13 protein-coding genes and 4 pseudogenes are annotated in these 12,852 nt (G+C 68.4%); 10 read left to right on the plus strand and 7 right to left on the minus strand.

The features are described from left to right. Window positions 1-78: 78 nt before the first annotated feature. From ACFYX0_RS27005 to ACFYX0_RS27015, 3 genes and pseudogenes are all read left to right on the plus strand, one after another. Window positions 79-420 carry a MarR family winged helix-turn-helix transcriptional regulator gene (locus ACFYX0_RS27005; RefSeq protein WP_388973827.1) on the plus strand — a complete coding sequence of 114 codons (342 nt, stop codon included), beginning with the start codon at window positions 79-81 and terminating at the stop codon, window positions 418-420. Between the two features lie 385 nt (window positions 421-805). Next, window positions 806-1,630 (plus strand): serine hydrolase domain-containing protein, encoded by an 825-nt coding sequence (locus tag ACFYX0_RS27010; protein ID WP_388973828.1) that lies wholly within the window; start codon window positions 806-808, stop codon window positions 1,628-1,630. 6 nt (window positions 1,631-1,636) lie between these two features. Further along, a pseudogene (locus tag ACFYX0_RS27015) lies at window positions 1,637-1,894 on the plus strand (IS630 family transposase); the annotation flags it as partial. A gap of 398 nt (window positions 1,895-2,292) precedes the next feature. Here ACFYX0_RS27015 and ACFYX0_RS27020 read toward each other — a convergent pair. Further along, window positions 2,293-2,604: pseudogene (locus tag ACFYX0_RS27020) on the minus strand (transposase); the annotation flags it as partial. A gap of 2 nt (window positions 2,605-2,606) precedes the next feature. Between ACFYX0_RS27020 and ACFYX0_RS27025 the strand changes: the two are divergent. Next, window positions 2,607-2,889 (plus strand): annotated as a pseudogene (locus ACFYX0_RS27025) (transposase); the annotation flags it as partial. 1 nt (window position 2,890) lies between these two features. On the opposite strand, the gene ACFYX0_RS27030 reads toward ACFYX0_RS27025, so the two are convergent. From ACFYX0_RS27030 to ACFYX0_RS27045, 4 genes are all read right to left on the minus strand, one after another. Then, window positions 2,891-3,400, minus strand: coding sequence for an HAD family hydrolase (locus ACFYX0_RS27030; protein WP_388973830.1), 510 nt, complete (start codon window positions 3,398-3,400; stop codon window positions 2,891-2,893). 138 nt (window positions 3,401-3,538) lie between these two features. Beyond that, a complete protein-coding gene (locus ACFYX0_RS27035) occupies window positions 3,539-3,730 on the minus strand; it encodes a hypothetical protein (protein ID WP_388973832.1) in 192 nt (63 codons plus the stop codon). Next, window positions 3,727-4,194, minus strand: a complete 468-nt coding sequence (locus tag ACFYX0_RS27040) for an ATP-binding cassette domain-containing protein (RefSeq protein WP_388973834.1) — start codon at window positions 4,192-4,194, stop codon at window positions 3,727-3,729. The genes ACFYX0_RS27035 and ACFYX0_RS27040 overlap by 4 nt, the downstream gene beginning before the upstream one ends. Before the next feature lie 15 nt (window positions 4,195-4,209). Then, window positions 4,210-4,437 (minus strand): hypothetical protein, encoded by a 228-nt coding sequence (locus tag ACFYX0_RS27045; RefSeq protein ID WP_388973836.1) that lies wholly within the window; start codon window positions 4,435-4,437, stop codon window positions 4,210-4,212. Window positions 4,438-4,800: 363 nt separating this feature from the next. Here ACFYX0_RS27045 and ACFYX0_RS27050 point away from each other — a divergent pair, with 363 nt between their 5' ends. The 3 genes from ACFYX0_RS27050 (at window position 4,801) to ACFYX0_RS27060 (ending at window position 8,019) form a co-directional block, all read left to right on the plus strand. Next, window positions 4,801-5,556, plus strand: a complete 756-nt coding sequence (locus ACFYX0_RS27050) for a helix-turn-helix domain-containing protein (protein WP_388973837.1) — start codon at window positions 4,801-4,803, stop codon at window positions 5,554-5,556. A gap of 606 nt (window positions 5,557-6,162) precedes the next feature. Beyond that, complete coding sequence (locus tag ACFYX0_RS27055) at window positions 6,163-7,101, plus strand: MerR family transcriptional regulator (protein WP_388973839.1); 939 nt, start codon at window positions 6,163-6,165, stop codon at window positions 7,099-7,101. A gap of 318 nt (window positions 7,102-7,419) precedes the next feature. Continuing rightward, window positions 7,420-8,019 carry a 2'-5' RNA ligase family protein gene (locus ACFYX0_RS27060; RefSeq protein ID WP_388973841.1) on the plus strand — a complete coding sequence of 200 codons (600 nt, stop codon included), beginning with the start codon at window positions 7,420-7,422 and terminating at the stop codon, window positions 8,017-8,019. 148 nt (window positions 8,020-8,167) lie between these two features. Here the strand turns inward: ACFYX0_RS27060 and ACFYX0_RS27065 are convergent, their stop codons facing one another. Both ACFYX0_RS27065 and ACFYX0_RS27070 read right to left on the minus strand, forming a co-directional pair. After that, the gene (locus ACFYX0_RS27065) at window positions 8,168-8,575 is read right to left on the minus strand and encodes a DUF6896 domain-containing protein (protein WP_388973843.1); all 408 of its coding nucleotides are present in this window, start codon (window positions 8,573-8,575) and stop codon (window positions 8,168-8,170) included. 195 nt (window positions 8,576-8,770) lie between these two features. Then, window positions 8,771-9,604, minus strand: coding sequence for an aldo/keto reductase (locus ACFYX0_RS27070; protein WP_388973855.1), 834 nt, complete (start codon window positions 9,602-9,604; stop codon window positions 8,771-8,773). A 189-nt stretch (window positions 9,605-9,793) separates the two neighbouring features. Between ACFYX0_RS27070 and ACFYX0_RS27075 the strand changes: the two genes are divergently transcribed. The 3 genes and pseudogenes from ACFYX0_RS27075 to ACFYX0_RS27085 all read left to right on the plus strand — a co-directional run. Continuing rightward, a complete protein-coding gene (locus ACFYX0_RS27075) occupies window positions 9,794-10,420 on the plus strand; it encodes a TetR/AcrR family transcriptional regulator (protein ID WP_355921084.1) in 627 nt (208 codons plus the stop codon). 199 nt (window positions 10,421-10,619) lie between these two features. Beyond that, a complete protein-coding gene (locus ACFYX0_RS27080; RefSeq protein WP_388973845.1) occupies window positions 10,620-12,236 on the plus strand; it encodes an FAD-dependent monooxygenase in 1,617 nt (538 codons plus the stop codon). Between the two features lie 422 nt (window positions 12,237-12,658). Next, window positions 12,659-12,852: pseudogene (locus ACFYX0_RS27085) on the plus strand (multicopper oxidase family protein); the annotation flags it as partial.

The raw sequence follows: 12,852 nt of genomic DNA on the forward strand, positions 1-12,852 counted from the left end.
GTGCAGCGACGGTGCAGGACAGGGCGGCAAGGATGAGGCCGAGGAAGAGACCGACGCTGGTGTAACCCATGCCGGACAGTGTGTTTCAGGACTCGGAAAGGCACGGGGGAGGGTGGAGTTGACGTCAGGTCTCGCATCCGAGGGGGCGTCGACCGCACCACGATGGTGACCCTCGTCGACGCTTTGGAGGACAAGGAACTCGTCGAGTGGCGCCGCAGCCCCCAGGACCGACGCAAGAACATCGTGCAGCTGACGCCGGCCGGAGGGGAACGCCTGCACGACGCCGAATTCCCTCGCCAGGAGATGGAGCGCCGCTTCCTCGCTCCGCTCTCCAAGACAGACGCCACACGCTTGGTTCGCGCCCTGCGGTCCCTCGTCGGCGCCCCGACGAACGCCGACCAGGCGTCTGACTCGGCATGAAGCGCGCTGACGGTGGTGGCCCCATCTATAGACCCTCGTAATCAGCGAGACAGTTCTTCTCCCACGGCGTCAGGGCCTTGGCTGTGGGCGCGACAACGGTACTGTCCGGCGGTGGGTCCGTGGCGTCCGGCCGGTCCTTCGGACGGGTCCTGCTCACCGAGGGCGATGGGGTCCCCGTGTCGACGTTCCGTTCCGACGGAGGCGGCATGTGCGCCACGTGGTACTCATGCGCCCATGCGTCGGTGGAGGAACGAGTCATCCCCCTTGCGCGTCTGACCGGGCAGGAGTGTCGGCGCTACGGACCGGGGTTCTTGCGGACGGACTGGAAGACCCGTTTGACCAGCGTGCGGTGCTGCAGAAGGTGTCCCAGGTGAAAGGAGCGGCGATGCGCCGTATCCCGACGTGTGTGCTGAGCGACGCGGGCCCGCCCGAGGCGACCGCCGGGCACGCGGTGGACCGTTGTGTCGAGATCGGCTCGGTGACGAAGGCGCTCACGGCGACTGTGCTGTCGGCCATGGCGGACGACGGCACGGTCGGGCTCGAGGATCCGGTGGAGCGGTGGCTTCCGGCGCCGCCCGGAACCGGGATCACCCTCTTGAATCTCGCGCAGCACACCTCGGGGCTTCCCCGGCTGCCGCCGCGTGTGGGGCGGCGCGATCCTTACGCGGCGTTCGACCAGGCGGAGCTGCTGCGGCTGGTGCGTAGCCTGGACACCGTCGTCCAACCCCGCCAGGGGGAGGAGGAGTACTCCAATTTCGGATACGCCGTCCTCGGCGCGGCCCTGGCCGTGGCGGGCGGGGCCGCCTACGAGGAACTGCTGCGCACCTATGTCCTGGATCCGCTGGGTGTGACCGAGGTGACCGTGCATCCGCCCCTGGAGCAGCGGCTGTTGGCTCCTGGGCTGCTGGGTTTCCGGCGCAGGCCCTGGACGATGGACGGGGCGATCCTGCCGGCGGGCGGGTTGTGGGCGACACCGCGAGCCGTCGCCGACCTCATCGTAGGGCTGCTGGTGGAACGGCGGTTGGGCGAGCCGGCCCCCGGCTGGCAGACCACGGGACCGTTGTGGTGGCACAACGGCGCCACGCGGGACGCCTCGGTGTTCGCAGGGGCGATGGAGGACGGACGGTGGGTGGTGGTCCACCGCTTGGGCGGCGCGCCCGAGGAGACGGACCGGGCAGGGATCCAGGCGCTGGAGCGCTCGGCTGCGTGACGGCGTGTGTGCTTCACCCCGTCCTACGCGTCCTGGGCCAACCCGATCAAGGCGTACTTCGGACCGCTGCGGCAGTTCACCGTCGCCAACTCAAACCACCGCAATCACACCGCGCAGACCCGGGCCCTGCACGCCTACCTGCGCCGGCGCAACGCCAACGCCCGCCACCCCGACGTCCTGGCCGCCCAACGCCGCGAACACGCTCGCATCCGCTGCGAGAAGGGCATCCGATGGGGCGGACGCCCACTCACTGTCACGGCCTGAGCCCTCAAGCAGGATGCGAGCCTGAGGCTGCCGCGCTTACGGAAGACGCACTGACCGCCTCGCGGTCATCAGCAGGCTCAATCGCCTTCAGCACAGGCGGCGAGACGGCCGCGGCAGCCAACGGGCCATCGCTCATCCACCTCGGCTGCGACCGATCGGCATGTCATACAGGCCGTCGCCCTCAGCGGGGACCAGGAGTACCCGTACCCGGTCAGCCCTTGCTGCTCGATATGCACACCACACAACGTCAGCGTGGTCCCAACGGCGTGCTCGACCTCGGGGATACCGGACTCATCCACCGCGGCACACCACCGGTCTGCAGTGGGTTGATACGGCGGACGCGGCACCCCGCCGGACTCCATGACGATGGCGGTCGCGAGGCAATGTCCGCAGGTCACCCGCGGTGCGCGGGTGGGGCAGTGCGGTGCGGCGAGGTACCGAAACCGTCGGCGGACGCGGGCCGGGGCGAGCCGGGCGGGCTCGGCCGGCTTCTCCCAGGGGCGGCGGAGGTCGGCGGCGGCTTCACCGGTCATGCCGGTTGCGGAGGACCACAGCCACACGGGCAGCGGGTCCTGGCCGCCGGGGAGGTGGTCGACCGCCAGGCGGACCAACATGCCCTCGATGAAGGGTGGTTCGCCCTCGTGGCAGATCCACGCGCTACGGGTGGTCGGCCGGGGGCGGATGCGGTCCCAGGCCATGGCCTGATCGGTGCAGCGGGAGCCTCTTCGTGCTCTATACAGGCGTCCCGTGGCTGCACCTGCCGCAGGAGCTCGGCTTCGGCTCGGGCATGACACGATGTGCTGAAGGCGGCTGCGGGACTGGAACCAGGCCGGCGTGTGGCAGCGTCTCCATGAACTGCTGCTCGCCGAGCTGCGGACGGCCGGCATGCTCGACTTCTCCCGAGCGCCGTCGACTCCAGTCACATCAGGGCGATGAAGGGTGGCCCGGCCACCGGCCGCTTCCCGGTGGACCGGGGCAAGACCGGCAGCGAGCACCTCAGGGACTGGTCAGAAGCCCTTGCGTGACCAGCAGACCTCGTACCTCCGCCAAGGACGCGGCGCGCATGTGTGCATGCTGGAGTGATTCCTCTGGGTGGGTTGTCGTCAAGCCGATCACGGTACAACCGGCTGCTACGGCTGCGTGTGTCCCCGCCGGCGCGTCCTCCACGACCAGACACGCCGAGTCGGCGACCCCGAGTCGGGCCGCGGCCAGGGCGAAGCAGTCCGGTGCGGGTTTGGCGTGTTCGACGTCGCCGCCGTAGACCCGCACGACGGGAAGGGGGAGTCCCGCTGCCGCGAAACGGGGTTCGACAAAGGCCCTGTCGCCGGAGGTCACGATTGCCCAGGGACTGCTGGACAGTTCCCTGAGCAGATCCGCGGCCCCGTCCACCGGCCGGATGCTGTCCGTCTCCCGGCCCAACAGTCCGTCGAGCACCTGCCGTTCGACGATTGGGTCCAGATGCGCAGCAGCGTCGGTCGTGTCCCGCGTCGTGGTGTAGGGGATCAAGCGTCACGCGTTCCGGTACGAGGCCCTGGACGATCTCCGCGGAGGCGGTAGCCCACGAGGTGCCCTGCTGAGGCGAGTTGAAACCCGGACCCGGAGGAGTGACTGCCCCTGACCTGGGGATTCCGGCGCCTTGATCGCCTACACCACGAGCAGGGACACTATCGCAGCGTCTTTGACGGTGTCCTCGGGGCGGCGTCCGAAGGTGAGCTGCCATACCCTTTCAGGGTCCAGGCCACGCGCCAGCGACCAGGTGTTCCAGACCTTTCGGCGAGCGGCTGCCGAGTCCAGCAGGACTCCGTCCACGTCGAAGAGCACAGCACAGACCGTCATATCGCCATGTTCCCAGGCGGGGCCGGGCCGGACAGCGGACAGGGGATGCCAGGCGTAGGAGCGACGGTATGTCTTCGCGACCGTCTCTGCCGCTGCCGGAGTTGCCCTTGCCCCTCGCTTTGTCCTGTAGGGGGGTTGGAGGAGGTGGTCGCGCGCTGGGGCGGTCGGGGCGTGCGCGTCCGCCCGGACGGCGGTGCCTCGAGGACGCTGACCTCCGACTTGCCTCTGGTGGCGTACAGGTCGGCTGTGCCGCTGCCGAGTCTGCTGACGCGGATTTCGCCGGAGACGGCGTCGTGGGAGACGAGGGCGGAGAGGGTTCTGACGGCGATGGTCTTGCCGACGCCGTTCGGACCGGGCAAGGCGAAGATCGTTCCTGTGGGAACGGCCAGGTCGAGGCCGTCGAGCACGACCTTGTCGCGTGAGGACTTGCGCAGTCCCTGGGCCGCAGTGGCCGGGTTGGCCACGAGCGGGGCGCTCCTTCAGAGGCGGCGGGAGGTGATGCCGTCGTGGGCGGTGGTCGCGTAGATGTCCAGGGTGGCGGTGCCGTCGGTGTTCCTGAGCGCGTTGTGGATCCGGCCGCAGACCGTTCCGGTGTCCAGCGCCTCGATGTATCCGCAAGCGCCGAGGATCTGACTCTTCGCCGCCTGGGCCTCGATTTGCAGGCCACGGTCGCTGTATGCGACTTCGACTTGCTCCGCCGCCTTCACCTCGCACCCTTTGAGGCGTCTGCAGGCAGGACTTCGGCCGTGATGTCGGCTCGGTCGGCGGCGACGAACTGGGCCCGGCCCGAAGGGATTTCGAGGACGGCAGCGGTGGGGGGAGGGGGTGTCTAATTTCTGCATCGTGCTCTCCTCCTGCACTTCGTGTTTCTGGTGCCAGAAACGCTACGTTGCGTTCATGTATGAAGCAACTAGTTCGTTGCAGGGCGTTTGGGTATCAGCTCTGGCAGGGGCCGAAATATCGTTGCAACGATTCTATTTTTAACGCAACGACGGCGATCTTGTTCGTTGCATTGATGTGAGCGCGAACGCTATGATGGAAGCATCAAGGAAGCGTGAAGGGAGATCGCGATGCCGGGAGGCAGGCTCACCCAGCAGGAACGCCAGCAGATCGCGCTGGGGGTGGCCGACGGGCTCGCCTACGCGGAGATCGCCAGACGTCTCGACCGTCCCACCTCGACGATCACGCGTGAGGTGATGCGGAACGGCGGCCCCACCGCCTACCGTGCCGACCTGGCCCACCGCGCCACCGAACGTCGCGCTCACCGGCGCAGGCAGGCCGCTCCCCGAGGACTGCAGGCGCCCGCGCAGGCACACGGGCGCGACGCCGAGGCCGTGCGCGAGTACGAGGAGATGTTCACCACCCTCCTCATGCAACAGGGCCTGCCCAAGATGATGTCCCGGGTGCTGACCTGCCTCTACACCTCCGATGCGGGCAGCCTCACCGCGTCCGAACTCGTCCAGCACCTCCAGGTCAGCCCGGCGTCCATCTCCAAGGCCATCACGTTCCTCGAAAGCCAGGGCCTCGTCCGCAGGGAGCGCGACGAACGCCGACGCGAGCGCTACGTCGTCGACAACGACGTCTGGTACCAGGGGATGATCGCTGCCGCCCGATCCAACGCCCAACTCGCCGAGACCGCGCGACAGGGCGTCAGCATCCTCGGCCCCGGCACGCCGGCTGCGGCCCGCCTCGAGAACATCGCCCGCTTCGTCGACTTCGTGGCCGAGAGCATCTCCCGCGCCGCGGACCAGGCCCGCGAGGTCCTCTACATGAAAGCCGAAGTGACCGCGGGCGGCATTGCCGAGCCAAGTTCAGATCGCGGATAGACAGCCGCCTTGATGGCCACAGCCAGTTGTGCCTGTGTCGAATTCTTCACCCTGACCCGCCCCCGTCGGGTGCCCGTCAGGCGGACTTGTTCATGCCGGGACGCTGAGGTCGGCAGGTTGTCGTCGATGCCGTCCTGCCGACGCGGTGAGCGAGACCGATGGAGCGGCGGATCCGGCCCAGGAAGCCGGGTTCGTGCCATTTCAGGGGTGGTCATCCGCTACGAGTGAGACGCCCCGCCGGCTCTCCGGCGGGACGTTCGCGTGTCGCCACGCCTGACGAATCGAGGTCAGGGATGGCCGGTCACAGTTGAGTCGGTCCCGTAAATCGATCCCAGTAGCCCGGCGGAAAGTCACCAGGTTTGGTACTTCGGGCGCGTCCCTGCAGCAACTCGCCGGCGTCGGGATCGACCACGGATTCCGGCCCGGAGTCGGGTTCGCTCGCGCCCGGCAAATGGAGGAAAACCAAACGAGCCATCTGCTGGACGACGGTCAGGATCCACAGCGCACCTCGGGGTACTAGAAGCAGGTCCACCTGGACCGCCTGCGGACGTTGAGGCGTGGGCTCAGACTTGAGTCTCCTTTAGGGGGAGACAGGAGGGTGGGCTCATGGACGGCGGCACGCTCTATTCGATCGGTGAACTGGCCCGACGCACTGGGCTGACGGTCAAGACGATCCGGTTCTACTCCGATCGCGGCATCGTGGTGCCGACCGACCGCACCCCCGCCGGCTACCGGCGTTACGCCCCGGACGCCGTCGCTCGCCTTGCCCTCGTGCGGACACTGCGCGATCTGGGAATCGGCCTCGACGCGATCCGGCGGGTCGTCGATCAGGAACTCACGCTCAGCGAAGTCGCCGCCGAGCACGCAGCCGCACTGGATGTACAGATCAGCATCCTGCGTCTGCGACGGGCCGTGCTGACGGTCGCCGTCAATCGCGCCCCCACCTCCAGGGAGATGGAACTCATGCATCAGCTGGCCACGCTGTCCGAAGCCGAACGCCGACTCCTGATCGACGGCTTCCTCGACACCGTCTTCGAGGACTCCGACGGCAGCCCCCACCATGCCGCAGCCCGGCGCTCCATGACACCCGAACCTCCCGACAACCCCACAGATGAGCAGATCAGGGCATGGGTGGAGCTGGCCGAGCTGTCCCTGGACCCGGACTTCCGCGCCAGTGTGCGAGGCCTGGCCAAAGGCCACGTGGCCGACTTGCCGGACGGCACCCTCACGCGGCCAAGCCCGGACATGGTCGCCATCGCTCGCCATCTCGTGGGCCCAGCCGTGGCGTCCGGCATCACCCCGGATTCGTCCCAGGCCGACCCTGTCGTCGCAACGTTCACCGCACGCTGCGCGCTCGCCTACGGTCGTCCCGACGATGCTGAGCTGCACCGATTGCTGCTGCACCGCCTGGAAACCGCGAGCGATCCACGCAGGGACCGCTACTTCCAGCTGCTCGCGTTGATCAACGGCTGGCCGGCACCCGAGCACCTCGCCCCAGTGATCGACTGGTCCGTCACAGCTCTGCGTATACGGACGGCTCGATGACGCCATAGTCTTACGACGAGGCGAGCGCGACATGATGAGTTGACGATCAGGAGCGGGGACGGGACACAGGAAACCGCTTCGGATGCACGATCGTGGAAGCCCAAGATCCCGGTAACGAGGGGCAGCTGACGGGACGCGTGGTTCTCAACGCCGGGCCGCCCCGGTCCCGGCGGCTGGTGGGTCGATGAGACGCCCAGGTGTCGGACTGCTGCCGCCCGGCAGGCCCGATCCGGGGGATCCCGCGGGTCCGGCCGTTCGCCGACGCGATCGGCACCGAGTCTCCGGACGGTTCCGGCCTCCATTTGGGACCATGACCATGTGGATGGGAATCCGGCTCTCGGCGGGGCCGAGCCGATGGGTGTGCTGGAGGTGGCGCCGACGGCCCGGACGGCGGTGGCGTGGCTTCCGCCGCGGGACCTCTGGCCGGGGATTCAGGACATCCGCTGGGAGCACGATCCGCAGGTACGGCGATGGCCACCGCATGTGAACCTGCTGTTCGGCTTCGTGCCGGAGGAGGAGTTCGCCCGGGCCGTGCCGCTGCTCTCCGCAGGGGCGGCCGAGACCACGGCGTTCACGGCGCACCTGGCCGGAGTGCGGTACTTCCGGCATCGGCACTACGCGACAGTGTGGCTCGATCCGGCCGCGGCGGGCCCGGCGCCTTGGGCCCGTCTGCACCAGGAGCTGGCGCTGCGGTTCCCGCTCTGCCACGGGCGCGGCGGCCGCTTCACCCCGCACCTGTCCCTCGGCCGCACCCAGGATCCCAAGCGCCTGGCCGACGAGTGTGCCGTTCGGCTCGGCGCGCTGTCGGCGGTGGTCGAGGAGGTGGTCCTGCTCTCCCGGCGGGGCGAGGAGCGCATGCGGCCCCGGGCCGTGATCACCCTGGGCACGGGCGAGGTCCACCGGCTCCAGGAGTCCTAGACGGGGGCGTCGGCGCGGTAAGCGCTCGGGTGGCTGCGGCAGCAGCCGGGCTGTGCGCTTCCGGGGACTTCGGGGACAAGATCATCGGACCCCCGCGGCCTCTGCTCGTCGAGGCCGCAGACAGCCACCGCCACCCGACATGTCGATCTCAAGCTGAAGTGTTGATCTTGGCCATGCTGAACCACCCGGGCCGCACCTCGGCCAGCAGAGGCTTCAACGACTCCACTGCGCATCGCACCTCCTGCTCCGTGGGGGCAAGAGGCTCCGGCAGGCTATGCCCGTAACGGCGCAGGCGCCAGAAGTCGAAGATCTCCGCCCCGTCGGCCGCGAAGTCCACATCGATCTCACTGCCGTCCTGGCTGATGAAGAGGCAGCCTGCTCCGTGCACCTTGTAGAGGTAGTCGCCGATTTCACCGCTACGGCTGACCTGGTGCGAGCGGACCAGAGCGAGCATCTCCGCCAGTTGCTCGAGCGGCGGGATCGCCGCCCGCATGGCGTTGCCGGCCGTATGGAGAGCATCGACGAAACTGATCACAAGGGTGCGCGCTGCCGTCACGCGCGGCCCTTCCGCAGCCGAAGCCCCAAGTTCCACAGCGCGTCACCCCCTGCGTTCATGTCCGGGCGATTGTTCCACGAGGGCTTCCATCGTCTCCGTCGGAGGACGGCATTCTGAAACGATCAGTTGGAAGCCTTCGCGGGCACAGCGACGGGCGAGGGAAGTGCCGGTGCCGCCGGTGTCGAAGACGGCGACCTAGTCGAGGGCGATGTCTCCAGAGCGGGTCTGGACGGCGTCCAGGGCGGAGAGCGTCGCCTTGTCGAGCGTGACTGCTCCGGCCTCCACGTTCGCCTCCAAGTGTTCGGGGTCGGTCGTGCCGGGGATCAGCAACACGTTCGGGGCGTGGTGGAGCAGCCAGGCCAGTCCGACCTGTGCAGGGGTGGCGCTCAGCTCACGCGCGGCGGTGATGACGGTGGGTTCGTCGGTCACCTTCGGCATTCCGTCGAAGGCGCTGCCGAGGGGGAAGTACGGCACCCAGGCGATGCCCTCCTCCAGGCACAGGCGGAGCATGGCCTCATCGTCGCGGGCCAAGAGGCTGTAGGCGTTCTGCACACATGCGATGCCCGCGGGCAGGGCGCTGCGCAGGACGTCGAGGGAGACGCTGCTGAGGCCGATCGCGCCGATCTTGCCTTCGTCGCGCAAGGCGGTCATCACGGCGAGCTGGTCGTCGAGGGCGACGACCTGATCCCCTTCGGCACGCAGACCAGGGCCGGTGTCCGTACGGCGGAGATTGACCAGGGGGATCTGTTCCAGCGCGAGACTTGCCAGGTTGTCCTCGACGCCGGCCCGCAGCTGCTCGGGGCGCTGTGCGAGGCGGAGGGGAAGCGGGCCGCCGGGGTCGGGTTCGGCGCCGACCTTGCTGACCACGATGACATCGTCCTCGGGGCGGACGGCTTCGCGGATCACCTCGTTCACGAAGCCGTGGCCGTAGAACTGGGCGGTGTCGATGTGGTCGATGCCCAGCTCGATGCAGCGGCGCAGCATCGCGATCGCGGCCTTGCGGTCGTTCCGCAGGCGCTCCAGCTGCATCGCACCGAAGCCGATCCGGGAGACGGTACGACCCGCGAGCTGTCCTGAGCCGCCGGCGCGCTGCGCGACCGGACGCGGTGACCTGAGGAGATCGGGCAAGGGAAGTCATTGGCTCTCTCCTTCGCGTGGGACCATGGATGAAACGGAGTCTCTCCGCTTCACCGTAGCGCTAACCGGAGGTCCTCCGTTTTGCCTGAGACCGAACCCACGCCCACCGGCCGTAGCGCGGCAGCGTCCGGTCGGCCCGAACGTGCCGACGCCCGGCGGAACCGCGACAGACTCCTCGGCGCCGCCAAGGAGGCCTTCGCCGCGACGCCGGATACCGTTCCGCTGGACGCGATCGCCCGTGCGGCCGGCGTCGGGATCGGCACGCTGTACCGGCACTTCCCGACCCGTGAGGCGCTCGTGGAAGCCGTCTACTCCGCAGAGCTCGACGAGGTCGTGTCCAGCGCGCCGGTGCTCCTCGACGAACGTGAGCCCGCAGCCGCACTGCGCGCGTGGATGACCCGGTACGCGGCTTTCTTCAAGATCAAGCGCGGCATGTCCGACACGCTGCGTGCGGGCTGGGCGTCCGGCAGCATCGCCACGCCCGCGACGCGGGAACGCATCACAGCCGCCATCGCCATGATGCTGCGCCGTGGTGCGGAGGCCGGTTCGCTGCGCTCTGACGTCGATCCTGAGGACGTCACGATGATGCTCCTCGGCGTGTTCCTCTCGACCACGGCGATCGACTCGCCGGAGAGGGTTGACCAGCTCCTCGACCTGATCGTCGACGCACTGCGTCCGGCTCTCGAACCGAAGGAGCGGCGACGCTGATCGACCGCAGCGCACCGTGACAGGCGTCCGGGGTCGGTCGGTAAGTGGTCGTCACACCCCCGGGATCGTTGACTCCGGCACTACGGCATCCAGGCGACGGCTTGGGTATTTCTGGCCGGCATGTGGCAAAAGGAAAAGAAAGGGTTGCAGGGACACCTCGACAGGGCGCAGCGCTGCAGACCGCAGAGGAGAACACGCGATGGACGATGGCGATGAGTATGTGCCTGTGTTGATTGCCGGGGGGTCGCTCGTAGGGTTGTCTGCATCCGTGTTCCTCGGGCGTCTTGGGATTCAGCACCGTGTCGTCGAACGCCATGCTGCACTGTCGACGCATCCGCGCGGTCGCCGCAACAACATGCGGACAATGGAACTGTTCCGGACCGCGGCCCTCGAGCCCGAGATCCGGAAAGCGGCGGGTTCGTTGTCCCACAACCGCGGAATTCTGCGTGTGGACACCCTGCACGGGGAACACCGGGAATGGCTCCAAACGCCGATAGCCGGCAGACCGCCCGAGGCCGATCAGTGTTCGACGGTGCGGTGTGACTGCAGCCAGAGCGATCTCGAACCCGTACTTCTCCAAGGCACCCGGGATCTCGGTGGGGACGTGCGCTTCAGCACAGAGCTGGTGTCCTTCTCACAGGACAGCCATGGTGTGGACGCCGTCGTGCGGAGCGCGGATTCCGGTGAGACCCGCACGGTGCGCGCGGATTATCTTCTCGCTGCTGACGGCCCCCGCAGCCCCGTGCGTGAGCGGCTCGGTATCCGACAGTCGGGGGCAGGAGATCTGTTCCACCGTGTCAGCATCACCTTCCGAAGCAGGAAGCTTCGCGAGGTGGTCGGGGAGGAGCGTTTCATCCTGTGCTACGTCACCGACCCGCCGGGTGAGGGATTGCTGCAGCCCGTGGACAACAAAGAGCAGTGGGTTTTCCAGCTGCCGTGGTCTCCCGAGCGTGGACAGACGGTGGAAGACCTCAGGGACGACCAGTGTGCCGGGCATATCAGGGCAGCGGCCGGAGTGCGTGATCTGGATGTCGAGATCACCGGCAAGGCACCATGGCGTGCGTCGGAACGGCTGGCGGACAGCTACCGAGACGGACGGGTGTTCCTCATCGGTGACTCGGCTCACGAAATGCCACCGACTGGAGCATTCGGCGCCAACACCGGTATCCAGGATGCACACAACCTTGTCTGGAAGGTCGCCGCGGTGCTGCGTGGCTGGGCGGGCCGCAGGCTGTTGGACAGCTATGAATCCGAACGCCGTCCGGTGGCACAGGCCACCAGCGCGCAGGCAATCCTGCGGGCGCCCGGTGAAGAGCGCTCTGGCTACACCGCCAGGACCTCAGCGGACAACTCCATCGATCCGGTGACGGTGGCGCTGGGATATCGGTATGTCTCCGCAGCGGTGGTCGGTGCTGACGCCGGCGCACCGACCATCCCCGATCGCCTGCACCTGTCCGCCGACCCCGGCACTCGGGCACCTCACATGTGGGTGACACGCAACGGAGCGGCCGTCTCCACCATCGATCTGTACGAGCGCTCCTTCGTCCTGCTCTGCGGACGTCCGGACTGGCGCGAGGCTGCCCGGACGGCGGCCGGACGACTGAACGTGCCGCTCGATGGCTACCTCATCGGCAGCGGCGCCGCGTACGATCTCGACACCGGCGGCGGCCCCCACTGGTCAACCGTGCACGGCACGACACCAGACGGTGCCGTCCTCGTACGCCCGGACGGCTTCGTGGCTTGGCGGACGGACAGCGGACCAACAGGCGGAGCAGAGGAACTGACCGGCGTCCTCCGCCGAATTCTGGGACGTTGAACAGTGCTGCGGCGTGTGCGGGTCCGTTTGCAGCACCCCGCCGAGCACGGACACGACCAGCACGACGCCTGACGGCTCAAAGATCATCGACGGAATCACCGCCCGCGGCCTGACGCACCTCGCGGCACTTGATGTCGCCGGGCAGGCCCTTTGCGGGCCGGGAGTGTCTCCGTCTCCAGCCGCAGCCGCCTGACCGACCCCTCCTACGGCGCGGCGTACGGCCACATCGGGGGAGTCCCGGTCGACACCGTCTGCCCAACGCGTCCCGCACTCCGGGCAGGCGGTGGCCACACCGGCCGTCACGCCTCGCCTGCCGCCGACGTCGCGACCGGCACACCGACGCCGCCTGGACATACGGCGGCTCCTTCCGGCTCCCCGCCCTGGACCCGGCCCAGCACACGCCCGGTGTCACCGACCCGTACATGGACGGCGTCCTCGGCGACGTCCTTGTCGTCAACGGGGCGCCCTGGCCGGTGCTTGAGCCACTGAGGCTGCGCTACCGCCTGCGCCTGCTCAACGCTTCCAACGCCCGCCGCTACCGTCTGGCGCTCGACCCCCCGCCGCCGGGCGGCGGCGGTCTCGTGCAGATCGGCGGCGACGGCGGACTGCTGGAAAG

The organism is Streptomyces sp. NPDC002573 (genome assembly GCF_042889625.1).
Lineage (GTDB): Bacteria > Actinomycetota > Actinomycetes > Streptomycetales > Streptomycetaceae > Streptomyces > Streptomyces gibsoniae.